Annotated in this window: 25 protein-coding genes; 16 read left to right on the forward strand and 9 right to left on the reverse strand. The window is 61.1% G+C overall.

All coding sequences use genetic code 11. The annotated features are described in order from the left end of the window. Positions 1–105: 105 nt before the first annotated feature. From CSW57_RS12980 to CSW57_RS13000, 5 genes are read right to left on the reverse strand one after another with little or no spacing between them, the layout of a single operon-like run. Entirely contained in the window at positions 106–1218 is a 1113-nt protein-coding gene (locus tag CSW57_RS12980) for a 3,4-dihydroxy-2-butanone-4-phosphate synthase (RefSeq protein ID WP_099383103.1), read from the reverse strand. A gap of 16 nt (positions 1219–1234) precedes the next feature. Continuing rightward, the gene (locus tag CSW57_RS12985) at positions 1235–1684 is read right to left on the reverse strand and encodes a MaoC family dehydratase (RefSeq protein WP_099383104.1); all 450 of its coding nucleotides are present in this window, start codon (positions 1682–1684) and stop codon (positions 1235–1237) included. 60 nt (positions 1685–1744) lie between these two features. Beyond that, entirely contained in the window at positions 1745–2524 is a 780-nt protein-coding gene (locus CSW57_RS12990; protein ID WP_099383105.1) for an enoyl-CoA hydratase/isomerase family protein, read from the reverse strand. Next, a complete protein-coding gene (locus CSW57_RS24850) occupies positions 2521–3003 on the reverse strand; it encodes a Zn-ribbon domain-containing OB-fold protein (protein ID WP_099383106.1) in 483 nt (160 codons plus the stop codon). The genes CSW57_RS12990 and CSW57_RS24850 overlap by 4 nt, the downstream gene beginning before the upstream one ends. Further along, complete coding sequence (locus CSW57_RS13000; RefSeq protein WP_099383107.1) at positions 2931–4118, reverse strand: thiolase C-terminal domain-containing protein; 1188 nt, start codon at positions 4116–4118, stop codon at positions 2931–2933. The genes CSW57_RS24850 and CSW57_RS13000 overlap by 73 nt, the downstream gene beginning before the upstream one ends. A gap of 350 nt (positions 4119–4468) precedes the next feature. Here CSW57_RS13000 and CSW57_RS13005 point away from each other — a divergent pair, with 350 nt between their 5' ends. The 4 genes from CSW57_RS13005 to CSW57_RS13020 are packed head-to-tail and all read left to right on the forward strand — an operon-like array spanning position 4469 to position 8034. Then, positions 4469–6100 carry a flavin-containing monooxygenase gene (locus tag CSW57_RS13005; protein ID WP_189339235.1) on the forward strand — a complete coding sequence of 544 codons (1632 nt, stop codon included), beginning with the start codon at positions 4469–4471 and terminating at the stop codon, positions 6098–6100. A 45-nt stretch (positions 6101–6145) separates the two neighbouring features. Then, a complete protein-coding gene (locus CSW57_RS13010; RefSeq protein ID WP_189339236.1) occupies positions 6146–6895 on the forward strand; it encodes an SDR family NAD(P)-dependent oxidoreductase in 750 nt (249 codons plus the stop codon). 55 nt (positions 6896–6950) lie between these two features. Further along, positions 6951–7307: an NIPSNAP family protein gene (locus tag CSW57_RS13015; RefSeq protein WP_099383110.1), complete on the forward strand. Its 357-nt coding sequence runs from the start codon at positions 6951–6953 to the stop codon at positions 7305–7307. Further along, complete coding sequence (locus CSW57_RS13020) at positions 7294–8034, forward strand: SDR family NAD(P)-dependent oxidoreductase (RefSeq protein ID WP_099383111.1); 741 nt, start codon at positions 7294–7296, stop codon at positions 8032–8034. The genes CSW57_RS13015 and CSW57_RS13020 overlap by 14 nt, the downstream gene beginning before the upstream one ends. A gap of 31 nt (positions 8035–8065) precedes the next feature. Here CSW57_RS13020 and CSW57_RS24475 read toward each other — a convergent pair whose 3' ends face one another. Further along, positions 8066–8503, reverse strand: coding sequence for a PaaI family thioesterase (locus CSW57_RS24475; RefSeq protein WP_189339237.1), 438 nt, complete (start codon positions 8501–8503; stop codon positions 8066–8068). A 292-nt stretch (positions 8504–8795) separates the two neighbouring features. Between CSW57_RS24475 and CSW57_RS13030 the strand changes: the two genes are divergently transcribed. From CSW57_RS13030 to CSW57_RS13085, 12 genes are all read left to right on the forward strand, one after another. After that, entirely contained in the window at positions 8796–9416 is a 621-nt protein-coding gene (locus CSW57_RS13030) for a TetR/AcrR family transcriptional regulator (RefSeq protein WP_189339238.1), read from the forward strand. Positions 9417–9771: 355 nt separating this feature from the next. Then, complete coding sequence (locus tag CSW57_RS13035) at positions 9772–10701, forward strand: alpha/beta hydrolase (RefSeq protein ID WP_099383114.1); 930 nt, start codon at positions 9772–9774, stop codon at positions 10699–10701. After that, positions 10698–12410, forward strand: a complete 1713-nt coding sequence (locus CSW57_RS13040) for a class I adenylate-forming enzyme family protein (RefSeq protein ID WP_099383115.1) — start codon at positions 10698–10700, stop codon at positions 12408–12410. The genes CSW57_RS13035 and CSW57_RS13040 overlap by 4 nt, the downstream gene beginning before the upstream one ends. 52 nt (positions 12411–12462) lie before the next feature. After that, a complete protein-coding gene (gene fabG / locus CSW57_RS13045) occupies positions 12463–13218 on the forward strand; it encodes a 3-oxoacyl-ACP reductase FabG (RefSeq protein ID WP_099383116.1) in 756 nt (251 codons plus the stop codon). 3 nt (positions 13219–13221) lie between these two features. Further along, positions 13222–14418, forward strand: a complete 1197-nt coding sequence (locus CSW57_RS13050) for a flavin reductase (RefSeq protein ID WP_099383117.1) — start codon at positions 13222–13224, stop codon at positions 14416–14418. Next, a complete protein-coding gene (locus CSW57_RS13055; RefSeq protein ID WP_223249229.1) occupies positions 14415–16052 on the forward strand; it encodes a long-chain fatty acid--CoA ligase in 1638 nt (545 codons plus the stop codon). Before CSW57_RS13050 ends, CSW57_RS13055 begins: the two co-directional genes overlap by 4 nt. 5 nt (positions 16053–16057) lie before the next feature. Continuing rightward, the gene (locus tag CSW57_RS13060; RefSeq protein WP_099383119.1) at positions 16058–17056 is read left to right on the forward strand and encodes an NADP-dependent oxidoreductase; all 999 of its coding nucleotides are present in this window, start codon (positions 16058–16060) and stop codon (positions 17054–17056) included. Between the two features lie 103 nt (positions 17057–17159). Further along, entirely contained in the window at positions 17160–18542 is a 1383-nt protein-coding gene (locus tag CSW57_RS13065) for an LLM class flavin-dependent oxidoreductase (protein ID WP_099383383.1), read from the forward strand. Positions 18543–18566: 24 nt separating this feature from the next. Next, the gene (locus tag CSW57_RS13070) at positions 18567–19259 is read left to right on the forward strand and encodes an acetoacetate decarboxylase family protein (RefSeq protein ID WP_099383120.1); all 693 of its coding nucleotides are present in this window, start codon (positions 18567–18569) and stop codon (positions 19257–19259) included. A 159-nt stretch (positions 19260–19418) separates the two neighbouring features. After that, positions 19419–20696 carry a CaiB/BaiF CoA transferase family protein gene (locus CSW57_RS13075; protein WP_189339239.1) on the forward strand — a complete coding sequence of 426 codons (1278 nt, stop codon included), beginning with the start codon at positions 19419–19421 and terminating at the stop codon, positions 20694–20696. Next, entirely contained in the window at positions 20683–21849 is a 1167-nt protein-coding gene (locus CSW57_RS13080) for a CaiB/BaiF CoA transferase family protein (RefSeq protein WP_099383122.1), read from the forward strand. The genes CSW57_RS13075 and CSW57_RS13080 overlap by 14 nt, the downstream gene beginning before the upstream one ends. Before the next feature lie 94 nt (positions 21850–21943). After that, positions 21944–22945 carry a zinc-binding dehydrogenase gene (locus CSW57_RS13085; protein WP_099383123.1) on the forward strand — a complete coding sequence of 334 codons (1002 nt, stop codon included), beginning with the start codon at positions 21944–21946 and terminating at the stop codon, positions 22943–22945. 70 nt (positions 22946–23015) lie between these two features. Here the strand turns inward: CSW57_RS13085 and CSW57_RS13090 are convergent, their stop codons facing one another. From CSW57_RS13090 to CSW57_RS13100, 3 genes are all read right to left on the reverse strand, one after another. Further along, positions 23016–23936 carry an SDR family NAD(P)-dependent oxidoreductase gene (locus CSW57_RS13090; RefSeq protein WP_099383124.1) on the reverse strand — a complete coding sequence of 307 codons (921 nt, stop codon included), beginning with the start codon at positions 23934–23936 and terminating at the stop codon, positions 23016–23018. Positions 23937–24019: 83 nt separating this feature from the next. Then, positions 24020–25036, reverse strand: a complete 1017-nt coding sequence (locus CSW57_RS13095; RefSeq protein WP_099383125.1) for a zinc-binding dehydrogenase — start codon at positions 25034–25036, stop codon at positions 24020–24022. 161 nt (positions 25037–25197) lie between these two features. Continuing rightward, positions 25198–25449 carry a hypothetical protein gene (locus tag CSW57_RS13100; protein WP_099383126.1) on the reverse strand — a complete coding sequence of 84 codons (252 nt, stop codon included), beginning with the start codon at positions 25447–25449 and terminating at the stop codon, positions 25198–25200. Between the last annotated feature and the right edge of the window lie 123 nt (positions 25450–25572).

Raw genomic sequence — 25572 nt, forward strand, 5'->3', positions numbered from 1 at the left:
GGTCCTCTTGGTTAGGTCGGAAGAATTGCAATGGCGGGGGTCCGCGGCAGCGTTCCTGCGCCCTGTTCTGTTGAGAGTAAGAAAGAAGTTGCGGTAGAGGGGATGTCAGTTGATGGGAACCGAATGGGTCATCGCTCTGAGCATGTCCGAAAGTTCAGGGAGCGGATCCACGAGCTGGGATTCCTCAATGCCGAATTGCCTCAGGACCTGAGCGATGTCTGCGATACGTGAGGAGTACTGGGAGGAGTTCGGGCCTGCACAACCGTCAGCCGACCCATGATCATGCTTGAGCCGGGCGACGACAACCAGGCGGTTGGGTTCGGCCATCGCTTCCGTGATCGGTGTATCCGCTATCGGCGTTGAGACCGGTGCGTGCGGCGCGAAGTCCTTCTCGAAGAAGGCATGGGCACGCAACCGGGACGATGGCGACGGCGCGGAAGGGGAGTAGACGACGTAGTCGGCATCGGTGACGTCGCTGTGGTACCCCACAGCTTCGACGGGGCCGTGTGGTGAGGTGCGCACCGTCCGGAAGGTCTGACGGATGTGAACTTCTGTACGGCTGCGATACGCCGCGACGTCATCGATCGACACCCAATTCAAACCGTGGGCATCGGCGAATGCACGACTTTCTACTTGGTCCGCGATGGACGTTGGATCAGTGGGCGAGACCAGCGCAGCGGCGCCGCCGACATGTTGCAGCCCAGCAGCGCGCATCAGGTCGACGGTCGCCTCTGCGTAGTAGGGCCGCGTGAGTACCCCGGCAGCATGCGCGCGGATGGGCACAACGTGTCCTGGGCGGGTGAACGACTCAGGAGTGCTGGCCGGATCGGCCAGCCGGCGTAAGGTGACCGCCCGGTCCAGGGCGGAAATACCGGTGCCGACCCCCTCCGCGGCGTCGACGGCGACGGTGTAATCGACATCGGAAGCAGCGTGATCGGCTCCCACCATCGCAGGCAGAGCAATGCGTCCACATATGTTCTCGGACACAGGTGCGCAGAGGAACCCAGAGCTGTGACGAACAATGAAGTCGAGCCCGGCGCCCGTCGCGGTCTGGCCTGCAACCACGAGATAGCTGTCAGTGTCTGCATCACCACCGACCAACACGACGACCTGGCCGAGGCGGAGGTCAGCAATTGCCCGCTTGACTCGTGTCATGCAGTTGTGCGCGTTGGCCATCGTGGGGTCTTCCTCACGGATCGGCGCCGTCAGTACCGTCATCGTCAGTCCCGCCCTCTCACGCGAACAGGGTCACGGTGTCCGCGACACAAACGGGTCTGTGTGACCCGGCGCGCTCGACGGTCACTCTGATCACGGCCAGGCTGCCTTGCGACGTGGGCGTCACAGAAACGAGTTCAGCGCCGGCTCGAATCTTGCTGTCGACAGGTACAACAGATGGAAATCGAATTTTGTTGGTGCCGTAGTTGATACCCATCTTCAGACCGCCAACAGAGAAGATCGACGCGGTCAGGCGCGGAATCAGGGCGACCGTCAGGTAGCCGTGAGCGATGGTTGTGCCGAAGGGTCCCCGTGCGGCGGCGTCGGTGTCGGTGTGGATCCACTGGTGGTCGCCGGTGGCATCGGCAAACGCGTTGATGTCGTTCTGGCTGATGGAAATCCATTCGCTGTAGCCAAGGTGCGAACCGGCGGCCTTTTCGAAGGCATCGAGTGTATCGAACTTGATCATGATCGTTCCTATGTGCGAAATGGTGTTGTGAGGCAGAAGATGTGGGCCGCCAGGCTCAAATCAACGGCCCAGGTAGCGGGGTGGGCGTTTGTCAAGGAACGCAGAGATGGCTTCATGCGTGTCGAACGTCGTGAAGTTGTGTTCCTGGGCGACGGCTTCCTGATCGAGCGCGGCTCCGAAACTTCCCTCGAGAGACGTGTTCAGCAGATGCTTGGTGCGAGCCAGGGCTATTGGAGGAAGCGCCGTGAGCCGGGATGCCCAGTCGCTGCAGAACGAGATGAGCTCGTCTGACGCAACCACGTGATTGATGAGGCCGAGGTCCCGGGCCTCGGTGGCCGAGATCTTGTCTCCGAAGAAGGCAAGCTCTTTGGCCTTGTGGAGGCTGAGTGCCTGGGGCAGGTGCCAGGACCCGCCGAAGTCGGGAGACATTCCCCTCTTGATGAAGATCTGTGAGAACTGAGCGGTGGTATCCGCAACCGCGAGGTCACTGGTCAAGACCAGGTTGAACCCTGCACCTACTGCGTAGCCGGACACAGCTGCGATCACTGGCTTGTTCAGGCGCCGAATCGCCATGCATGCGTCGTTGACTATCTGCATGCCGGCGAGCGGGAACATGTCGTCCTCTGGCCCGCCGAGTTCTGCTCCCGAACAGAAATTCCCTCCGGCGCCCGTCAAGACCACCACGCGATCTCGGCTGCTGCGATTCACCTCGCCCAATGTCTTAGTGAGGGCCAACCATTCCTGGTTGCGGAGACCGTTTCTCGTGTGCGGCCGGTTGAAAGTCACTGTGACCGTGCCGCCATCGCGTTCAACGAGCAGACCGGAGTCGGTTGACGTCATCGGTTGATCCGATCCTTCGTGACTGCAACGGAGCTTGAGTCCTCGCTCGAAACCGACAGCGCTACCGCAACCGGTGGTGACGGGGTATCTGCGGATGAGAATCGGACTCGATCACCTATCGCCGCCGCTGCTGAGTCATTTCCTGTCAGCCGCACCAACACTCGTCCGCCACCGTCGAGGTCGACGTATGCAACGGCGTATGGGGTCATCGATCTGAACTCGGGGTCGGGATGGGTGCGTACAACAGTTACGGAGTAGATGGTGCCCTGCCCGTCCACCGGTGTGCTCGAGATCGCGAGCGAGCCACACCGCGAACAGTGAAGACGCGGATAGGTGAACTTATGGCGACAATTGGAGCACTGCGACACTCGTGCGGGATTGGCTTCTGGGTTGAATACGCCGTGTGTCATCTCGTGGCTCCCAGGACAACTGTTCCCGACGCATGGCGCGAACCAAGAAATCCGCCGATTCCATTGCATACAGCGAGTTCGGCATCACGCACCTGAGATGTTGATGTACCGCGAAGCTGGCGGGTGGCCTCGATCAGCAAGAAGAGTCCTCTCATACCTGGGTGGGTGGACGACAAACCCCCACCGTCGGTGTTCACCGCGGGACCGCTTGTCGAGTCGAAATCAAGTGCACCGCTTGCGATGTAGTCACCGCCGGCGCCCTTGTCGCACAGTCCGAGGTCCTCCAGTTGCATCAAAACCGTGATGCTGAACGAGTCGTACAACATCGCGACGTCGATGTCGTCCGGCTCAACGTCAGCCTGGGCGAACGCGCGAGTGCTCGAATCGGCTGCTGCAGTGGTTGTTAAATCGCTGTCGTCATCGATGAATGAGACGGCCTCGCCGGTACCGAGCACCTCTACGCCAGGCTGGCGGCACCCCGCAAGTACTGCTTCCGACACAAGAACAATGGCTCCGCCGCCGTCGGTCATCAGGCAGCAGTCGAGCAGCCGGAGAGGATCGGCGATAGGCCGGGAAGCGATCACATCATCGACTGTGAGTTCACCGCGATTCCTCATCGACATGGCCTCTAGTCCGTTGACAGCCAGTGGGTTTCGCAGTGCATGCTTGCGCGCCGAGACCGCGACTGAGGCGAGCTGCTCGGGTGTGGTTCCGTACTCGTGCATGTGGCGAGACGCCGCCAAGGCGTAGCTTCCCACCAGGGACAGACCCAACGGACGTTCAACCTGTTCAGCAGGGGTTTCCCGCTGGCCTATGCTCGTCGGGATACCGCCCGCGCTCGAGTCACTTCGCAACGTGGAGCCGTAGGTCAGAACCGCCACGTTGATCAGGCCGGCTTCGATGTCACGTTTCGCGTGAGCGACGTGTAGCTCGTACGATGCGCCGCCGACGTTCGTCGTGTCGATGACGTTGGGTTTGATACCCAGATACTCGGCCACGCCCAGGCCCGGAAGCGACGTTTCTGACTCACCTGCGTCGTAGATTCCGTCGACATCGGCCCACGTGAGGCCGGCGTCTTCCAGCGCTTTCGACGCGCACTCGGCTTTGATCTGGTGGGTTGAATATGTCGGGGCGACCCTCGGCGGGAACTCGTAGACACCGGCAATGAAAGTGCGTCGGGACACGGGACACCCCTTCTGGTTTGTGCGCACACGCCATCAGTGGGCAAGGACCAGGCGTGAAAATGTCTGATCCGCAACACGTTTGGGTCGTATTCGTTGGTGGGTCGTAGAGCAGTTCAACTGCCCGTTGTGAGTATCGTACCGATTGAGTACGATTTGGGCAAGGGCATGTTCAAGGCGGCGGAATGGCGGCCGAAGTTCGAGGAATATGGTGGTTGACACGTTCGAGATCAAGTGGGACGCTCATCACATCCGGTTGCCTGAAGTGCCCGGATCCTTCTGCCCAGTCACGCACCGCGGAACCCAATCGTGTTGTGACTGAATCAATTACGAACGTGACATGTGAGGTCCCTATGAACAATCGACAGGCACAAGACATCGCCGACACGGCAAATTCGGCGGAAGAGATACTCGACGCGATCATCGTCGGGGGCGGGGTTTCGGGCATTTACGGTCTTTACCGCCTGACCGAACAGGGGCACTCCGTGCGGTTGGTGGAGAGGGGTGCCGGCCTCGGCGGCACCTGGTTCTACAACAGGTACCCGGGGGCTCGATTCGACTCCGATTCCTACTCGTACGCGTACTTCTTCTCCGACATCTTGGCCGACGAGTGGAAGTGGAGCGAACGCTTCGCCGGCCAGCCGGAGGTCGAGCGCTACTTCAACTTCGTCGTCGACCGATTTGATCTACGCGACAAAATTCAGCTGAACACCACCGTCACCAGTGCACGTTTCGACACGACCAACAACGTTTGGGTGGTCGGTTACGCCGACGGGCAGCAGGCCATCGCGCGATTCCTGGTGCTGGCAACGGGCATGCTTTCCGAGACGTACACACCCCCGTTCGAGGGGATCGACGACTTCGAGGGCGTCAAAGTTCACTCCGGCGAGTGGCCCGCCGAGGGAATCGACTATGCGGGAAAGCGCGTTGCGATTTTCGGAACGGGATCGTCCGGCGTGCAGCTGGTACAGGAGGTCGCGAAAGACGCCGCATCGCTGACGGTCTTCCAACGTAATGGCCACTGGGTGACACCGCTGAACAACCGCCCGTTCACACCGGAAGAACACGACCACTTTCGCCAGAACTTTCGAGCCCTACATGCCGAACGACAACGTCATGTCGGTGGTCATAATCACGAGCTTGAGACGCGGATGACGTTTGAAGTATCCGAAGAAGAGCGGCTGCAGAAGTACGAGGAGCTGTACAACGCCCCGGGCCTGAAAGTTTTGACGTCCGCCTTCCTGGACACATTGTCTGATCCGGCGGCCAACGAGGACTTCACGAAGTTCGTGGAGGCGAAGATTCGCGAGGAGGTCGGCGACCAGGAACTGGCCGATAAATTGATTCCTACCGACCACGGGATCGGGATGCATCGCCCGCCGAAGGGCACGGGTTACTACCAGACGTTCAAGAATGATCACGTCCACCTGGTCGACCTGAAGAAGACCCCCGTGGCGCGCTTCACCAAGACCGGCGTCGTCACAACAGATGAAGAGTTCGAGTTCGATGTCATCATCTTTGCAACAGGCTTCGAGGCGTGGCTGGGGGCGTTGAAGAGGATCGATATCCGAGGTAAGAATGACGAGTCCCTGATGGACTCGTGGTCCGGGGGCCCACGCACGCTGCTGGGAATGGGTGTTCCAGGGTTCCCCAACCTTTCCTTCATTGCCGGCGTTCACAGTCTCGGCGGCAACCTCCCAGCCTTCAGCGAAAGCCACGGCGATTGGCTGGCGGACTTGATCACCTACGTCAAGACCAACAACTACTCCCGTGCTGAAGTGTCCGAACAAGCAGCGCAGGACTGGACTGAACACGTCTACGAATCCGCAAAACCAGTTCTGCTTGCGAGTGGCTCCTGGTATCAGAGGGGCAACATTCCGGGATCGGACGGCAAAGTGCTGGTCTACTACGGGGGCCTACCCAACTGGGTCGAGAAAGCGACCGAGATCGCGGACAGCGGGTACAAAGGTATCGAGTTCGCGTGATGTCGGTCAATCGAGTCCCGTGCCGTACCGAGGGTCGGTGTGCCTGTGACTGCGCCTGACACGTTGGTGATCACGGGTGCTGCAGGCGATATCGGTTCTGCGGTCGCTGTGCGAATGGCCTCACCCAACACGCGGATGTTGTTGATCGATCAGGACTTGCCGAAATTGCAATCGACACGGAGCAAAGTCCTGGATCTTTGCGCCGACGTGGCAACGTTGCAATGCGACATCTCGTCGGCTGGTGACGCTGCGAAGTACGCGGACGTCGCGCGGGATTTCAGCGGCGGGTCTGTTCGGTGGCTTTTCAACAACGCCGGAGTGTCTGGGGATTTCGCACCGCTGACCGACTATTCGGTCGAGACCTTCGATCGGGTCATGGCCGTCAACGTCCGTGGAATGTTTTTGGGGCTCAAACACATTGGCCCTCTCATGAGTCGCGGGTCGGCCGTGGTCAACACGTCCAGCGTGGGTGGGATCGCCGGGCAGGCGAACATGGCCGCGTATGTGGCCTCCAAACACGCTGTGATGGGTTTGACCAAAGCTGCGGCTCTGGAATGGGCAGACCGCGGTGTGCGGGTCAATGCAGTGTGTCCAGGACCAGTCGCAGGGCAAATGATGGATTCGATCTTCGCCGGCCTGGACCTGGATCCGCGGGACCGAGCAGCTCAGGTGCCGATGGGTCGACTCGCAACGCCCGCGGACGTCGCGGACTCGGTCGCGTTTCTCATGGAGGCTTCGGCCGATCACTTGACGGGTACCTCGATCACCATCGGCGGCGGGCGGCTGGCCCGGTGATGCGCGTAATCCCGAGCGGTGCAGGCAAACTCAACGGAACCGAAAGAGAGCCCAGATGTATATCGAGCTGTACGAATACACGGTGAACGAGGGAATGTGGCAAGAATGGGAGGCCTTCATGGCCCGCGCTGTCCCGTACCAGGAAAGCCGCGGGATGCGGGTCCTCGGTCTCTACTGGGCCGACCACGACCACACCCGGTTTGTGTGGATGCGCCAGTTCGACAACGACGACCAGCGCGACCGTGTGTACTCAGCGGTCTACGACAGCGAGTTCTGGGTGCAGAACATGCTCCCTGAGGTGCGACGACTCGCGGTTACGGGCAGCAGTCGAACAACACGGCTGGACCCATTCCCCGAAACGACCGCATCGAAGACCGGGAACCGAGAGGGTGCCGAAAGTGAAACGGTTTGACGGGAGGCGAGTTCTCATCACCGGTGCCACCGGCGGAATCGGTCAAGAGATTGCCAAACGGTTCGCCTCTGAGGGTGCTCAACTCGTGGTCACCGATATCGAACGGGGCTCTTGCGAGGAACTGGTCTCCCGTCTCACCGGCAACCACATAGCCCGCGAACTCGACGTGTCAGACGAAGCGGCTTGGTCCTCGATCACAGACGAGTTAGAAGCCCTGGGTGGGCTTTACGGCCTGGTGAACAACGCCGCATTGTCGACGCTGGCATCGGTCGTCGACGAATCGACGGAAGCGTGGGACAAGGTCATTGCGGTCGGACAGACGGGTACGTGGCTCGGAATGAAACATGCCGGCGCGCTGATCGAACGGAGCGGGGGCGGTTCGATCGTCAACGTCTGCTCGATTCTGGGAACCATCGGGGTCCCGCATAGCATCGCGTATCACGCAGCCAAAGGGGCAGTGCGAGGCATGACCAAGGGCGCAGCGATGTATTGGGCCGAGGCAGGGGTACGCGTGAACTCTCTGCATCCCGGTTACATCGGCACACCGCGTATGCTCGATCGCCTCGGCGACCCCACCTTCCGAGATGTCACTGTCGCGAAAACGCCTACGAAGAGACTGGGCACCCCCGCGGAGGTGGCTGATGCCGTGGCTTTTCTCGCCGGCCCCGATTCAGGCTTCATCACCGGCGCGGAGCTGTATGTCGACGGTGGACTGACTGCCCAATAAGCGTTCGCGAGCCACAGCCGCCTACCTGCTTTCATTCAGTGGTGCCCGGTAGCCGTCGACTTGCGCTCGCACCGACCATGGTTCCGTTGGCCGTCGCGCAGCGTGCACCTGCTGTGTCCTCGACCACCACCTCGACGTACTTGATACGAAATCCACTCGGCAGAAGGCGACCACGGACAGTGACCGGTAGAAACGCTGGTGTATGAAACTGGATGTGCAGCGAGCTCGTGACGGGAATCATGCCGGGCTCTGATGCCCGGGCTGCAACGACGGCCATCACCTGATCGGCCACGGCTGAGATGACCCCACCGTGGACCGCCCCATTTGGATTGACCGGGAAAGCGCCCTGATTTAGGGAGAAGGCGGACTCGTCCGGCTCGACGGACGTACAGGTCAACCCCAAGGTGCCCATGGCAGGTTGTCCGTTCGCCCATAACACCCACGCCTCCGACGACACGTCGTCAGGCATCGGCTGATGGGGCGGGATTACGGAAGGGGACGGTTCCACTGAGTTGTCCTCACGATGGATGTGACTGTTGCTTGCCTGGGATGGGCAGCATGGCCGCCCATCGGAGGGGTGATCCGGCCCCCGTGGTGGTTCGGTTGAACGAAATCGTACAACAACGGTACGTTGAGATGGACGAAACTCGGGTGCCCGCAGCAAGGGGCCGGTGCTACCCGTACCAGGAGCCAAACGCGCATTCCTGCAGACCGTTTGGCGCATGAACAGGGCCCGTTGAGACCCGCCGTTGGAGGCGATTGTGACAAGCCATACTGCATCATCCGCAACGCAAGGAACAGTAGGAAGGCCACGTCAAGAAGGTTACGACCGGCGCATTCTCGAGGGTGCGGTGCGCGTGTTTGCCGGGCGGGGATGGGAGCGGTTCACTTTCGACGCAGTCGCGTCCGAAGCAGGTGTCGGCAAGCCCGCCCTTTACCGTCGATGGGATTCCCGGATCGAATTGCTCCAAGCAGCCACAACCCAACTTGTGGACCAGACCGATGCCGACCACGGCTCCCTGCGTGCGGACATCCATGAGTACATCCGCCGTTTCTTCAATTTCATGATGACCGACGCCGGCCGTGCCTGGTTACGACTCCAGGTAGAGCTGCCTCTCTACCCAGAATTGCAGGTCTTTTCTCGAGCCGACGTATTGCGTCCCGCGCACGCCGAATTCACCGCGATCACCGAGCGCGCCATCGAGCGCGGTGAACTGACACACTCTCCATCTGTGAAATTCTTGCTCGAAGCCATCGGCGGTCCAGTCGTCATGCGTACCATCCACACCCCGCCTTCCAAGCGCGTGAAACTGACGCAGCAAGAAGAGAGCTACGTCGAGCAGCTGACCGACTGGACACTCGACGCGCTGTCGGCTGACTGAATATGTAGCGGGCAACGCGGCGCAGGTCCGAACAGCGGCACCTCTCGAGCCCTCGAGGGTTCGACCGGACAAAGAGCTGAGCGTCTACGCACAACGCGTTCGGCAGAACGTCAACTGCCACGGTGGGCGCTAGTCGTCCTTTCATTGCGAAATCTGTTGTAGGTACATGTTTTTCCCGATAATGCGTCCGCCCGGTGCCGTCGGGGCGAATGCGCGGGTGCTGGTCAGATCCTCTCCTGCGGCGGTCTTGACGAGGCGTGGATCACACGAGTAACGTACGCGTTGGGTACGTAATAGAACGCGTCGCTTCCGACGGTTCTGGTACGACGACGCATCACATTCGGAAGGTCATGACATGGCAAGTGAGCAAGCAGCGGAGTTCCTGGACAAACTCAAGCGACACAGTGAACGAATGATGGCGGTGTCGCAGTTGCCGCTGACGGACCAACGCATCGTCGCCGAGGGTCTTCAGGCAATGACGAGCACGCCCGATGGCGTGACATTCCGGGACGCCGGGGTTGATGGGCTGAGCGGGATCTGGGTCGAGGTCAGCAAGGAAAGCGACTCGGACACAACGGAAGCCATTCTCTACCTGCATGGTGGGGGGTTTGCGTATGGAACCCCCGTCGGATACCGCAATTTCGCGGGCCACATCGCTCGCTCATCGGGAGTGCCTGTACTGATAGCGCGCTACCGCCTAGCCCCCGAGAATCCGTTCCCGGCAGGCCTCAACGATGCGCTGGCCGCGTATGAGGGGTTGCTCTCACTCGGTTACAAGTCCACACAGATTGCGCTGGTCGGTGATTCGGCAGGGGCGGGCTTGGTTCTGAGCACGCTCCTGACGTTGCGGGATCGTGGTAGCGATCTACCCGCGGCAGCGGTACTGATGTCGCCGTGGAGTGATCTGCAGGCAACTGGGAAATCCATGACGAGCAACGCCGGTGTCGATCTCATGGCCAGCGCTGAGGGCATGCGGGCGTTGGGGAGCATGTACGCGCCTGGCCAAGAAGGCGACCCCATCGCATCGCCGGTGAACGGAGACTACCGCGGACTGTGCCCACTGTTCATTCAGGTCGGGGGCCACGAGACGCTACTCGACGACTCCACTCGCGTAAGAGACAACGCGGTGGCTGCCGGGGTTCCGGTGCAACTCGAAGTATTTCCCGAGATGCAGCACGTGTTCCAACTCGGCGGGGGCACATTTCCCGAAGCTGACGATGCCATTGCGAAAGCCGGCGATTACCTGCGTGACGTGTTCGCCGAGCACGAAGGTGCAGGGCAGTGAATGTCAACGACTGGCCTGGGACCGGCTCGGTCATGCGAAGCCTCTCCGGCCCAGACGAATACTTCGCCCTGAGTTCCGAGGTCATCGGTGGTGAAGAAGTACCGAACTACCTGAGCGCCGAATCGTCGATGCGCGAGTATGCGCTGAAGATCGGGGATTTCGGTGATCGCCGCGCACTGGTGTGTGGGCAGGAGGTTCGTACTTACGCCGAACTGAGCCGCGAGAGTGCCTCTGTGGCCAGGTGGCTCCAGGATGTAGGGGTGAACCGTGGGGACAGGGTGGCGATCTTCTGCCGGAACCGCGTTGAGTTCCCCGTGGTGTTCTGGGCTACCCAAGCCATCGGCGCGGTGTTCGTGCCGTTCAGCTCGTGGTGGTCTTCGGCCGAGGTCGAATACGGCATCAGCGACGCTCGCCCGAGCGTTGTCTTCGCCGATCTCGGTCTCGTCGAACAACTGCGTGACCGGCTTGCCGACGCCGATGTCCGTGTCGTCGTGTTGGGTGACGAAGACAGCGGCCTCGACAACTGGCAGCAAATCGTGGGTTTTGATTCGACGGGCGTGTTTCCCGACGCTGAAGTCATGCCGGCTGATCCAGCCACCATTCTCTATACGTCGGGCACGACGGGACCGCCGAAGGGCGTGATCCATACGAACCGCAATCATTGTGTCGCTGTGATGAACGCTGCGATCTGTGCGGTTGCGATCGACAGCGCACGTGATGCCCCGGCGCCGACGACGGCCGGACATCCGGTTGTGCTGCAGGTACTTCCGTGGTTCCATGTCGCCGGTCTGGGCGGGATGTATGCGTCTTTGGTGGGCGGTGCGACTTGCGTCGTTCTGCGCAAGTGGGATGCGGCTCAGGCGTTGGAGATGGTGGCGTCCGAGGGTGTCACTTCGTTGGGTGCGGTTCCCGCGATGCTCACGGAGTTCGTCTCTGCTGCAACTGCCATGGGCGTCGATCTGAGTTCGCTCTTGACGTTGACCTCTGGGGCCTCGGCGGTTCCGACAAGCTTGTTGCGCGCGGCATCGACCGTCGTTGGCGATGAGGTCCGGATGGCTACCGGCTACGGGTTGACCGAGACGACGGGGACTGTGGCGTTGTCTGTTGGCCCTGATCTGATCACGCGGGCCGGATCGATCGGGGTTCCCCTTCCTACAAGTCGAGTCAGAATCGTCGACTACGACGGTAAGGAAGTCGGACCGGGTGAGGTGGGCGAGATCTGCGTGAGCGGACCCACTGTGGCGGCGGGCTATTGGGGCAACGACGACGCGACACGTGCAGCTTTCCCGAACGGCGAATTCAGGACCGGGGACCTTGGTCGGATAGACGACGACGGATTCATCTACCTCGCCGGGCGAATCAAAGACATCATCATCCGGGGTGGGGAGAACATTCAGGTCGCCGAGATCGAGAATGTCATCGCAAACCTTCCTGGCGTGGTAAGCGTTGCGGTCATTGGTATGCCACATGCCAAGCTCGGGGAGGAAGTGGTCGCCGTGGTGACCATTGATTCTCACTCGTCGTTGACCGACTCAGACGTCATCGAGCACTGCCGCAGCACTCTCTCGAGCATCAAGGTGCCGGCGCGCGTGATACGCACCGACGATATGCCCCGCAACGCGAGCGGAAAAATTCTCAAACGCGATCTGCGACGAACTCTGACCCGGTCGACCTCCACTCGGGAGGCCGCCGAGGCTCTGCCCCGCTGACACATACGTCGGCGTCGAATCTGCAAAACACCTACTTGAGTGGAGTAATGAAGTGAATGAAACGCGTGTTGCCGTTGTCACGGGTGCGGCGAGAGGAATTGGAGCCGCTGTGGCCAAGCGTCTGGCGACGGACGGACTGGCTGTCGCGGTCGTCGACTTGGACGAGAGTGCCTGTACGAACACGGTCGAACACATTGATGCGGGCGGTGGTCGGGCTCTCGCTGTCGGCGCCGATGTATCCGACGAAGCTCAAGTGACAGCGGCCATCGAGAAGGTCCGCGCCGAGCTCGGCCCCCCACAGGTCCTGGTCAACAATGCGGGGATCCTGCGCGACAACCTCCTGTTCAAGATGACCCTCGACGACTGGACCGCCGTGACACGCGTCCATTTGCAGGGCGCCTTCCTGATGACCAAGGCCGTACAGCGGGACATGGTCGACGCCAAGTATGGCCGAATCGTCAACATGTCCAGCACAGCTGCGCTCGGCAACCGTGGCCAGGGCAACTATTCGGCCGCCAAGGCAGGACTGCAGGGGTTCACCAAGACATTGGCAGTCGAACTGGGAAAGTTCGGGATCACCGCCAACGCGGTGGCGCCAGGCTTTATCCGAACCGACATGACTGCCGCGACCGCCGCGCGGATGGGGATGGAGTTCAGCGACCTCATCGCTGCCGGCGAAGCGGCGATCCCGGTTGGCCGTGTGGGCGAACCCGAAGACGTGGCGCACGTCGTGTCGTTCCTCACCAGTGAGGGTGCGGGATTCGTTTCAGGTCAGGTCATTTACGTATCCGGCGGACCGCAGGCCTAGAGCATGAAGACCATCGACCCGGGCCAGTTCCGTCAAGTCATGGGCCAATATCCCACTGGGGTCGTGGTCGTCTGCGCCTCTGTGCCCGGCGCGAACCCCGCTGCTCTCACCATCGGCTCGTTCTCTTCGGTATCCCTTGACCCACCACTGATTGCCTTCTATCCCGACAAGTCTTCGTCGAGTTGGCCGCAGATTCGAGAACAAAAGCGTTTCTCTGTGAATGTTCTCAGCGACGACCAGGAGGACTTGTGCCGCAAGTTCGCCAGGAAGGGCGTAGACAAGTTCGACGGCGTCCAATGGAGTCCCGCCGAGTCGGGTTCGCCCTTGATCACGGGTGCTGCGGCGTGGATCGACTGCGAACTGTACGACGTTCAGGAACTCGGCGACCACTACTTGGTGGTCGGTCGAGTGGTCGACATGGGATCTGTTCCAAATCAGTTGCCGCTCTTGTTCTTCAGAGGTGGCTACGGCAAGTTCAGCCCGTCGTCACTCGCCGTCGCAGAGGCAAGCCTGGCGGGCCTACTTCCTGCTGTAGACGCTGTCCGCCCAGAGCTCGAACATGTTGCTCAAGAGTGTGATTCGGAGTGCGTGCTCGTCGCGCGAGTGCACGATGAGTTCGTCGTCCTGGCGAGCGCAGGGACCGACACGTCGCCGCGGTTGGCCACACGAGTGGGCAGACGGTTGCCTTTTGTCGCGCCGCTCGGGGCCCCGCTGGCCGCGTGGAGCACACCCACCGACGCAGACAGATGGGTCCAGGCCGGAGGTCGGAAGGACGCTGAAACGCTTGAGAACTGGAGACACGAGCTGACAGCGATTCGCGAGCGCGGCTACGTGGTCGGGTATGGCGAAAAACCCTACGACACACTGGAGACGACGATCAGCACGCGGTCCGTTGTGCGCTTGGATGACGATCTGGCCGACGCCCTCATCGACGTGCAAGAGTCGATGTTGAATCCACCTGAGATCAGGGACGACGAGCACTACGATGTGCGTTCGCTCAGTGTGCCCATCTTCGCAAACGACGGCCGAGTCCTGCAGATCGGACTGTACGGGCTCAGCACCTCGATGTCGGGTGCGCTCCTTCGGGACAACATCGCCCGCCTCCTCGCAGCAGGAGAACGATGCACCCGTGCGCTCGGTGGAACAGTTCCGCAACGCAGTGCTTCGACGCACGTCACAGCAGATGAGGAAGTCTCATGACACATGGACTTATGCAGGACTACCCGTTGACCATCGATCGACTGTTTCGACGGGCAGAAGACTACTTCGGTCACAAATCCATCGTGTCTGTCGAGCCCACGCGCGAGGTGGCGACCACATACCGGGAGTGGGCGGCAGGGACACGGAAGTTGGCGGGTGCTCTCGACGCCCTTGGCATTCCCGTCGGTGCGCGGGTCGGGTCCTTCGCCTGGAACTCGGCGCGTCATCTACAGATGTACTTTGGGGTCCCCGGTGCACGAAGAGTACTGCACTGCATCAATATCCGGCTCTCGGCGGAGCAGATTGTCTTTGTGATCAATCACGCCGAGGACGACGCCATCTTTGTCGACCGATCATTGCTGGGAGTACTTGGGCCGCTTCTTGGTCGATGTCCGACAGTACGGCACGTCGTCGTGATGGAGGATGAGCCAAATGCCGGTGAGTACGGCTTGGACAGCGGCGCGGCGTCGGTGCACGACTACGACGAGCTCGTCGCCGCATCGCCGGCGGTCGAAATGCAGGTTGACAACGAAAACGACGCTGCTGCAATGTGTTACACCAGCGGCACCACTGGAGATCCAAAAGGGGTCGTCTACAGCCACCGCAGCGTCTATCTGCACACGATGGCAGCGGGTGCCGTGGGGACCCTGGGTATCAACGAAGCGGATCGTGTCCTCCCGCTTGTACCCATGTTCCACGCCAACGCTTGGGGAATACCGCATGCGGCGATCGCGCAGGGAGCGGACATCATCTTGCCCGGCTCGGACTTGAGTGGGCCACGGGTGGCCGACTTGCTTGTGGACCACGGCATCACCATGACCGCCGGCGTTCCGACCATATGGACCGCGGCCCTACCCCATATGAAGGGCAGAGATACCAGCGCGCTGCGGCTCATCGCTTGCGGCGGAGCGGCAGTCCCGGTTGCGCTTTCGGAGGCCTTCCGGGTTGACGTGGGGCTGCCACTGCAACAGGCCTGGGGTATGACGGAGACCAGCCCTCTTGCCGCGGTGGCGCGATTGGACCGGGCGCATGGCGCACTTGACGAGCACGATCAGGCCGATCTTCGAGCGGGCGTCGGGCGTGCAACGCTGGGAGTCGAGGCCCGGATCGTCGAGGCGGGCACCGACCGACCCGTACCGCACGATGGGACCAGCCGAGGCGAGCTGCAGGTGGCCGGCCCGTGGATCGCGAGCGGCTACTTCCGTAAAGACGACGACCTGGAGAGCTTCACCACCGACGGCTGGTTGCGTACTGGCGATGTGGCGACCATGGACGCCCGCGGATGGATACGTCTTGTCGATCGCACCAAAGATCTCATCAAGTCAGGCGGTGAATGGATCTCCTCGGTCGACTTGGAAAACGAGCTGATGAATCATTCCACGGTGCTCGAGGCCGCAGTTGTCGGCGTACCCCACGAGCGATGGACCGAACGGCCCATTGCCTGCGTGGTGCCCACCCCAGGATCTGTGATCGACGTCGAAGAGCTGATGGGCCACCTGGCGGATGCATTTCCCAAATGGCAACTGCCGGAGAAGATCATCGTCCTGGAGACCATCCCGAAGACGAGTGTGGGGAAGTTCTCGAAAGTGCAACTGCGTGAGCAGTATCGCGACGCTTTGGTGGGGCAGGGGTAATCGCGATGCCGACATCCCAGCAAGTAATACTCAGTCGGCGCCCTCAGGGTCGGCTTGACGCATCGATGCTCGACATCGAAAAGGTGACGATCGACGAACCGGCGGAGAACGAGGTGCTGGTCCGCAACATCGTGTTCTCTCTCGATCCATACATGCGCCCCCGAATGGACGATGAGCGTTCGTATATCGAACCGTTCGCGGTCGGTGCGCCGTTGCAGGCCGGCGCCGTCGGCGAGGTTGTCGCGTCACGGGCCGCAGACATCCCGGTCGGCGCGCATGTCCTGCACATGGACGGTTGGAGGGAATACGCGCTACTACCGCGTGGTGCCGTACGCCTCCTCAAACCATCCGACCATCCACTGTCATACCAACTGGGCGTCCTGGGCATGCCTGGACTGACGGCGTACGCAGGGTTGACTGCGGTTGCGGAGCTGGTGCCAGAGGAGTCCATCTATATCTCCTCTGCGGCAGGAACTGTCGGCGCTATGGCAGGGCAGATGGCGAAGCTGATGGGGGCAAGTCAGGTCATCGGCAGTACGTCATCGGGCAAAACAGAATATGTCCGTGACGAACTGGGCTTTGATGAAGTCTTCGACTACGGGTCGGCGCCGATTTCGGATTCTCTCGGCCACGCAGCGAACGGCGGCATCGATGTGTACTTCGACAATGTGGGAGGCGATCATTTCGCCGCAGCACTAGCTCACCTCAATGACTTCGGACGAGTGGTGATGTGCGGAACGATCTCCTCGTACGACGACCCCGATGCCAAGACCGTTCCAGGCAACCTGTTCAACATCGTGCGCAAGCGCCTCAGGGTTTCCGGAATGTACGTCAACGATCACGTGGGCATGGCCAAGCAATTCAGTAATGACGTGGGCCGGTGGCTGAGCGAGGGAAGACTCTCCGTTCGAGAGAACAAGTTTCATGGGATCGAGTCGGCCCCTGAGGCCTTCTTCGGGCTGCTGAAGGGCGACTACGTCGGCAAAGTTCTCGTCGAGTTATAACGCGTGATCATGTCGATTGCGTTGGCTCGTATCGACACGGCAAACGATTACAAACACTATGCGTTCCTGCTCGCAGGACGCGATGGAAAGTCAGGTAGTACAGATGACCAAACAACTGATGTTCAACATTTTCACGATGAACACGGTGTCACACGTCAACCAGGGCATGTGGCGACATCCCGAGAACAAAACCGTGGACCACAACGACCTGGGCACGTGGATCGAACTCGCCGAGTTGGCTGAGCGCGGCATGTTCGACACCATCTTTCTCGCCGATGGGGCCGGATTGGGTGGCGACTTCGGCGGCGACTGGAAGATCTATCCAGAACGGGGACTGATGTTTCCGATCGCCGATCCGATGATGCTGTTGCCTGCGATGGTCCATGCCACCGACAATCTCGGCTTCATCGTCACCAGCGCGCCCATCCAGCACCCGCCGTACAGTTTCGCCCGTTCGATGGCGACGCTCGATCACCTCTCCACGGGACGTATCGGATGGAATGTGGTCACCAACGCTTCAGCCAATGCGCACCGAAACGTCGGGCTCGACGGTCTCGTCGAGCACGACGAGCGATATTCGATTGCCGAGGAATACCTGGAGGTGGTCTACAAGCTGTGGGAGGGCTCGTGGGACGATGACGCCATCCTCAGGGACGTCGACCGCGGAATCTACGCAGACCCGTCGAGAGTTCACAAGATCAATCACGAGGGCAAGTACTTCCGCAGCGAAGGTCCATTGCAGGTCGCTCCTTCGCCGCAGCGGACTCCGATGTTGTTCCAAGCGGGCGGTTCTGACGTCGGACGCAACTTTGGGGCACGGCACGCGGAGGGCATCTTCATCATGGCCGACACTCCAGCAGATGCTGCCCGCGTGATCGAGGACATGCGCGCACGCGCTGACGCGGCAGGGCGAAATGCCGATGACCTGAGGTTTTTTCAGGGTCTCACCTTCGTGGTGGGATCGACGATGGAAGAGGCCGAACGCAAAGCTGCGGAGCTCGACAAGTACCAGGACCCGACCGCATCGATGGCGTACCGAGGCGGCTTCATGGGAATCGACTTCGCGAGCGCAGATCCCGACACCCCGCTGCGCGAACTGATCAAGCAAGCAGACGGAGTCAAGGGGCCACTGCAGCTGTTCATCGACAAGCAGCCGGAAGGATCAAACCCGACCGTCCGAGATCTTTCCGCCTTCTTCGGGGCGAAATATCGGGTCGTCGGAACGCCGGAGTCGATCAGTGACGAGCTTGCGGAGTGGGCGGCGGTGGGCGTGGACGGGATCAACATGATCTCGATCATCACGCCTGGAACATATTCCGAATTCATCGATTTCGTGGTTCCGGTGCTGCAAGAACGAGGACTGATGAAGCGCGAGTATGCCCCGGGCACGCTACGTGAGAAGTTCTATGGCGCCGGGCACAGCCGCCTCGAACTACCTCACCCCGCGGCTCAGCAGCGCACCCACCCGACGTTGTCGGGCAAATAGACACTACCGAGAGGATTGCTTGACATGAACACGATCGGAAAGAGATACCACCCGGGGCCGTACGAGTACGCGCGGGAGTGGGATTTCTTGATTGATTTCCGTACCGACTCGGACGCGGTGTCCTCGGTACTTCCAGACGTTCTGGAGCCTGATCCGGACAGTCGTGGCTGGCTGCGGGTTTCCCACCACAAAACGTCGTCTTTCGGCCCGTACATTGGCGCCTACGTAGGTGTCTACGCGCTCCACGACGGACAGCCGGTCCGTTACGTGGCGTCGGGAATCAAGACTGATTTCATGGGAACGATTGCAGCACGGGAGATCTGGGGTCTTCCCTACGGTCTGGGTTCAGTGGACGCCGGGTGGCAGGGAAGCACCTTCCACTGTTCGATCTTTGGACATTCCGGAGCACAGAACGCCGAGGTACGTCTGCAGACCACATCGCGGCAGAAGAAGTCCCGCCCAGGCGTGGCGGCACTGTACAGCTCGGAGCTGCGAGACCACTGCGGCAACCTGATGAAGACGCAACTGTTGAAGGCGCAGAACGCTTACGATCTAGGTGGTGCTGATGCGTGGGACGCCTCGGCAAGCCTGCAACTGTGTCAGGGCACCGCGATCGACGACTGGTCTGTCATCCCGGTTCGAGAGGTCGTCTACGCGGAGTATCGAACCGGCGGCAACAGCAGTCTCGGGATGGCCAACGTGATCGCCGAATGGTGAACAACCCATCGAACACACGATCAGTCCCAGAACACGGGCGCGTTGAGCGCCACTGAACTTCATCAAGGCCGCTCTGCACGCCGGCTCAATCAGTGATCGACGATGATCGGTCAGAGTTCCGGGCGTGGCGGTCACTCAAATCATTGGAAGGTGGGCATCATGCCTGAGTCAGACCCCATCAAAACCATCGAGGGCAGCAAGGGGCCGCTGTCCGGCATCCGCGTGGTCGAGGTCGGCGTGTGGCATGCCGGTCCCGCAGTCGGTGCCATACTGGCCGATCTTGGCGCCGACGTCGTCAAGGTCGAAAGTATGGAGGGTGATCCAGAAAGGTTCTTCGCAGCTTTCTCGCCGATGACGGACACTAGGGACATCGACTCCTCTGAGTGGACCGTCATGTTCGAGCTGTCGAACAGGGGGAAGAAGGGTATCAGTCTGGATCTGACGTGCGAAGAGGGTCAGAAAGCGTTGACACGCTTGGTGTCCGACGCTGACATCTTCGTCACCAATCTGAGAGGGCCGACCCGGCGCAAGCTCGGTATCGATTACGAGACCTTGTCGGCGGTCAATCCGAAGATCATCCACGTGAACATCACCGGCTTCGGCAACGAAGGCCCTCTCGCCGACGCCGGCGCGTTCGACAATGTCGGCCAGGCGATGTCGGGCATGATGTTCACCGTCGGCGGTGGTCAACCGCAACCTCTCAACGTCATGGTCATGGATCAGCTGACTGCGATAGTCGGTAGCCACGCTGCCATAACAGCGCTGGCGGCGAGAGAGCTTCATGGCGTAGGCCAGGAAGTGCACACATCGTTGTATGGTGCCGGCACCTGGCTCATGTACGGCAATCTGGGCTTCACCGGTGCCCGGGGCCACGAAGTCACACTCGATGCGGACAGAACTCGTCGCTCGCCATTACGAAACTTCTATCGGTGCGCGGACGACAAGTGGGTGATGGGGACCAACCATCCCGAGCAGAAGTACTGGGCAGACTTCTGCAAGGCGATGAGTCTCGATGAACTGATCGACGATGCAAGATTCAGCGAGCTCGACGAACGCACTTCGAACCTCGATTCGCTGTACCCGATTCTGGACCGCGCGTTCGCGGCCGAAGACCGTGAGCACTGGTTGACCGCGCTGCGTTCCGCGGGTCTCAATTTCGCGCCCATCAACGGATTTGCTGACGTGCTCGATGATCGTCAGGCGCTGGACAACGGATATGTGACCACTGTTGACCACCGGCAGATGGGCGAAGTGCGCCAGCCCGCATTCCCAATTCGATTCGGTGCGTTCGACGTTGGGCCGAGCGGCCCTGCGCCACTGATCGGTGAGCACACCCGAGAAGTGTTGGCCTCAGCTGGTTACACCGAGCCGGAGATCGACGACCTGGTGTCGTCCGGCGTAGTCCTGGAGCGAGGAGCAGAAGATGGCCGCAGTTGATCAGCGAGCGTTGTCGGGTGTCAAAGTACTCGAACTCCGCAGTATCGGCCCAGGTCCGCTGGCAGGGATGCTGCTGGCTGACATGGGAGCAGATGTAATTCGCGTCGACCGCCCCGGCGCGGTACCTCGTGGCGCGTCCGACAAAGTCGCGCCGGCGCACCGAGGGAAGCGGTCGGTGTCGATCGATCTGAAATCGTCTGCCGGACGGGACCTGCTTCTGAAGATGGTGGAGGAGGCCGACGTACTCATCGAGGGCAGCCGGCCTGGCGTCATGGAGCGGTTGGGCCTGGGGCCGTCGGAATGTCTGGAACGAAACCCCCGGCTCGTCTACGGCCGGATGACAGGGTGGGGGCAGGACGGGCCACTCGCTTCTGCGGCAGGACACGACATCAATTACGTGGCTCTGAGTGGAGCACTGGACGGCATGGGGTCCGATCCGGCAGGGCCACCGGTACCGGCAGTGAGTTACGTAGGCGACTTCGGCGGTGGGACAATGTTCCTCATCTTCGGGGTTCTCTGTGCCCTCAGGGTCGCCGAACAAACTGGGGTAGGTCAGGTGGTCGACGCGTCCATGGTCGACGGAGTGGCCGCCCTCAGTGCGCCGTACCACGGGCTACTCGCAGACAACAAATGGCATTTGGGCCGGGGGCGCAACGTCATTGACGGTGGTGCGCCGTTCTACCATGCGTACAAGACCGGCGATGACCAGTATGTGACCATCGCGTCCGCGGAACCGCAGTTCTATCAACTTCTCCGCGACACCCTAGGGCTCACCGACCCCCTATGGGATGCGCAGCACGACGAAGAAAGCTGGAAGGTGCAGCAGGAAGAACTGGCAAGGATCTTTCGCACCAAGACCCGCTCGGAGTGGTGCGACCTCCTGGAGGGAACAGACGTGTGCTTCGCTCCAGTACTCAGCCTCGTCGAGGCTCCGGACCACCCGCACAACGTCGCACGCGGCAACTTTCTGACAGTCGGTGGCGTGGTGCAGCCAGCTCCTGCGCCGCGGCTGAGCTCAACGCCCGGAGCTGTGAGTGGGCCCCCACCGGCCGCAGGGGCGCATACCCGTGAGGTACTGCTCCAGATGGGTCTCACTGACGGGGATATCGACGAGCTGGCAACTGCCGGTGCTGTGGCCATCACAGCGGGCTGAGAAGGGTCTGTCCAAGAACAGTTTCTCAGCACGAGGGGCGTACCCTTTACCCGTAGTTTTCGAAGTCGCACACCACGTAGCAGGGAAGTAGCCGGTGAAGATATGGCGCGTACGCGAATTCGGCACGCCGACAGAGGTACTCGAACTGCAGGACGTGCCGGTTCCAGCTCCCGGTGAGAACGAAGCGCTCGTTCGCGTCCTTGCCGCCAACCTCGGACTACCCGACCGGATGATGACGGAAGGCCGTTACTTCATGACGCCTTCACTTCCGATCACCCCAGGTCAGGAGATGGTGGGCATCGTCGAAGCCGCCGGGCCCGGATATCCGTTCTCCGTCGGCGACAGAATCATAGGTCTCACACAGTTTTCGGGCGGCTTCGGTGGTTTGGCCGAGTACTGTCTCAGTCCCGGAGACGGCGCTGTGCTCGCACCGCCGTCAATGTCCGACGAGCAGGCTGCCTCGTTTCTCGGAACGGCGCACATTGGTTACGTCGGGCTGCACGACCGGGCCCGACTTCTGCCCGACGAGACACTTCTGGTGCTCGGCGGATCAGGTGGGGTCGGCTCGACAGCCATCCAGATCGGTAAGGCGCTGGGCGCCAAGGTCATCGCCACCGCTCGAGGAAACGAAAAGGTCGACTTCTGTTCGCAGCAGGGAGCGGACGAGGTCATCGACCTTGGGGTAGAAAATCTTGTTGACGCCATCGACAAGTTGACCGATGGGGCCGGCGTCGACGTGGTGTTCGATACGGTCGGCGGTCCGTTGATCGGGGACGCGTTCAAGAGCCTTCGGATCGGAGGGCGCCTTGTACTGATCGGGTTCGCCGGCGCACTAGCCTTTCCGGAGATCTCGGTACTGGACATCCTGGTCTCCGGTGTCTCGGTGACTGGAGCCCTTCACACGGTGCGCACGGCCGAGGAGCGGGATGGAGCGTCGGTACGGCTGAATGGCTGGCATGAACGAGGTTTGATCTCTATCCCGGTTGTTCGGGTGTGCGGTTTTCTGGAGGTACCGAAGGCTGTCGAGACAATGGGCAAGAGCGCAATGGGTAAGACAATCGTCCGTGTCTCGGAGAGTCCATTCGCAGAGAGTTGAAGGAAGCACTGTCGACTCGGTTAGTGCCTGCGACGACAGGGCGACAAACTGACGCCGCTGGGCGCCACTGCTATTCGGCGTCTACTTTCGTTGCTGCGGCAGATATTGCCCACAGGCGGTTGGCATTGTCACGGTCGAGCGCCCAGGGCGTAACACCCCGCAACCCGGACTCATTCACAATGGGCGCCTCGTGACAGTCCTCCAGGTACCGGGTGGGCACGCCTGCGAGTTCTGGGGCGACTGCTGCGTACACCGAAGTGGCGGCACCCTGCTCAGGGGTCTTGAAGGCGATTTCCTTCTCGAGTGCATCCTGTGCTGTCTTGAGGGCATCAGGGTCGACGTGACGCTGAATCCCCGTGCGTATGATCCCCGGCATGACGGCGTGAACCGTGATGTTGTCGGTGGCCCAGCGCTCGCCGGCGCCCACTGCGAAGAGCACATTGGCAGTCTTGGACTGTGCATATGCTTCGTAAGGCTCGTACGGGCGGTGGTCAAAGTTGATGTCGTCGAAGACGATTGGGGACTGGGAGCTCGACGCCACCACGACGACACGCGCGCTCTGCGCCTCCTTCAACGCATCGTGAAGCAGCACGCTCAACGCAAAGTGACCGAGGTGGTTGATCGCGAACTGTAGCTCCCACCCATCCTCGTTTAGCTGACGCGTGGGTAGTGACATGACGCCTGCATTGTTCACGAGAATGTCGAGAGGCCCGTCCCATCCCGCTGCAAAGGAGCGAATTGATTGGGGCGCGCCAAGATTAAGATCGCGAACCACTACCTCACCGTCGATACCCCGAGCGAGATCTTGGCCTCGCGTGACGTCACGCACAGCCATTGTCACCCGCGCACCCGCCGCTGCGAACGCGCGGACGGTCTCGAGGCCGATGCCCGACGTCGCGCCCGTCACCAACACGTTCTTGCCGCTCAGATCAACGTTGTCGAGAACATCGCCAGCGGTCGACTGACCGTTGAAAGACACTGCCATCGCCATCCTGTCGCAGTAGGAACTAGCCAAATGTCAGACTATATTGCTGGCGACCCTTCGACGAACATGGGAGTAGTCAACAGTGATCGTCATGGCTCGATGAGGACTTTGATCGCTGTTCGCTCGTCCATCATGCGGTAGCCCTCTGCGACCCGGTCCAGGGGGAGGGTTGCATCGAAAACTCGGCCAGGTTTGATCTGGCCACTGAGTACCAACTCCAGCAGCCCGGGCAAGTAACGGCGCACGGGAGCCAACCCGCCCGCCAGACCGATGTTCCTGGAGAACATTGCACCCACCGGCAGTTCGACCCCGTGCGGGGCGCCGACGAACCCGACGGTGGCGCCGGGCCGCGCGACCGCGAAGGCGGTCGTCATCGAAGCGTCGGTGCCGACACACTCCAACACCGCATCGGCGCCAACACCTTTGGTGATGTCCATGACCAACGCCTCGCCCTCGGTGCCCCGCTCGCCCACAACATGGGTGGCGCCAAAGGCCCGAGCGACCTCGGCCCGAGGCTGATGACGGGACATGGCGATGATCTGTTCGGCCCCCATCGTGGCGGCGGCGAGCACACCGCACAACCCGACCGCGCCATCGCCGACGACGACCACGGTGTGGCCCGGGCGCACACCGGCCGCGACCGCGCCGTGCCAGCCGGTGGGCATCACGTCCGAGAGGGTGAGTAGGGAAGGCAACAGGGCCGCATCAGGCATCGCGTCGGTCTTGACCAGGCTGCCCTCCGCCTGAGTCACCAGCGCGTACTCGCCCTGACCGGTCTGCGTCGCACCGAAGTTCACGCAGGAACTGTGGACGCCGGCCCGGCAGTTGGCGCACGTGTTGTCGCAGTGGTCGAACGGCACGACGACGAAGTCACCGGAGCGGAACGAGCTCACGTCTGCCCCCACCTCCTCGACTACGCCAATGCACTCATGGCCCATCAGCAGGCCAGGGGTGAAGTCGTTCACGCCGCGGTAGCGCCATAGATCTGACCCACAGATCGCGCCTGCAACCACCTTCACGATCGCGTCGGTCGGCGCGCGAAGGACAGGGGCGGGGATCTCCGCCACTTGGACGTCACCGGGGGCGTGAAGGCTCGTGGCTCGCATAGCGCCATTCTGTCAGACAATTGATGGACTACGCAGTGACGTCTGGATTACGGTGTGCGACCGATTCGACTCACAACCGTCGACGATCCTGACCGACTAACCGGTTGGCGAATCAAAGCCCTGTCGGCAAGGAGTGCGCAGGATGGTGATGTGTACCGCGCCTACCGGATCGACGTGTCTGCGGCATCTATTCTTTGCCTACAGACGTCTCGCATATCGGCAATCGTTTTCGAATCGAGGCCGGTTGCCAATGACCGCGCTGACAGAAGGGTTTCCAGGCGAATGAAGTAATCCGATTCGGACAGCCCGAAATCGACGAAGATGTCTTCGGCTCCGCCCCCGCCGTATCGATGCCAGCGCACTGCGAAATCGACGATACGCAACTGATCAACGGACAGGCGTGACACGCTCACGGCTCAATTATGCACCAGCATAACGCTTTCGGAAGAGGAATCGACGAGTGCGCCGGAGGTCGAGACACTTTCGACCATAGTCGGACCAGGTCGAAGCGTTCCGCGATCACAATGCTGAACAAG

This window comes from Williamsia muralis (assembly GCF_002735905.1).
Lineage (GTDB): Bacteria > Actinomycetota > Actinomycetes > Mycobacteriales > Mycobacteriaceae > Williamsia > Williamsia muralis_A.

Bases quoted from the DNA above. Each gene is read 5' to 3' on its own strand.
- CSW57_RS12980 (WP_099383103.1), bottom strand. From the start codon at position 1,218: ATGACGGTACTGACGGCGCCGATCCGTGAGGAAGACCCCACGATGGCC.
- CSW57_RS12985 (WP_099383104.1), bottom strand. From the start codon at position 1,684: ATGATCAAGTTCGATACACTCGATGCCTTCGAAAAGGCCGCCGGTTCG.
- CSW57_RS12990 (WP_099383105.1), bottom strand. From the start codon at position 2,524: ATGACGTCAACCGACTCCGGTCTGCTCGTTGAACGCGATGGCGGCACG.
- CSW57_RS24850 (WP_099383106.1), bottom strand. From the start codon at position 3,003: ATGCAATGGAATCGGCGGATTTCTTGGTTCGCGCCATGCGTCGGGAAC.
- CSW57_RS13005 (WP_189339235.1), top strand. From the start codon at position 4,469: ATGAACAATCGACAGGCACAAGACATCGCCGACACGGCAAATTCGGCG.
- CSW57_RS13015 (WP_099383110.1), top strand. From the start codon at position 6,951: ATGTATATCGAGCTGTACGAATACACGGTGAACGAGGGAATGTGGCAA.
- CSW57_RS24475 (WP_189339237.1), bottom strand. From the start codon at position 8,503: ATGCCTGACGACGTGTCGTCGGAGGCGTGGGTGTTATGGGCGAACGGA.
- CSW57_RS13035 (WP_099383114.1), top strand. From the start codon at position 9,772: ATGGCAAGTGAGCAAGCAGCGGAGTTCCTGGACAAACTCAAGCGACAC.
- CSW57_RS13050 (WP_099383117.1), top strand. From the start codon at position 13,222: ATGAAGACCATCGACCCGGGCCAGTTCCGTCAAGTCATGGGCCAATAT.
- CSW57_RS13055 (WP_223249229.1), top strand. From the start codon at position 14,415: ATGACACATGGACTTATGCAGGACTACCCGTTGACCATCGATCGACTG.
- CSW57_RS13060 (WP_099383119.1), top strand. From the start codon at position 16,058: ATGCCGACATCCCAGCAAGTAATACTCAGTCGGCGCCCTCAGGGTCGG.
- CSW57_RS13065 (WP_099383383.1), top strand. From the start codon at position 17,160: ATGACCAAACAACTGATGTTCAACATTTTCACGATGAACACGGTGTCA.
- CSW57_RS13070 (WP_099383120.1), top strand. From the start codon at position 18,567: ATGAACACGATCGGAAAGAGATACCACCCGGGGCCGTACGAGTACGCG.
- CSW57_RS13075 (WP_189339239.1), top strand. From the start codon at position 19,419: ATGCCTGAGTCAGACCCCATCAAAACCATCGAGGGCAGCAAGGGGCCG.
- CSW57_RS13080 (WP_099383122.1), top strand. From the start codon at position 20,683: ATGGCCGCAGTTGATCAGCGAGCGTTGTCGGGTGTCAAAGTACTCGAA.
- CSW57_RS13090 (WP_099383124.1), bottom strand. From the start codon at position 23,936: ATGGCGATGGCAGTGTCTTTCAACGGTCAGTCGACCGCTGGCGATGTT.
- CSW57_RS13095 (WP_099383125.1), bottom strand. From the start codon at position 25,036: ATGCGAGCCACGAGCCTTCACGCCCCCGGTGACGTCCAAGTGGCGGAG.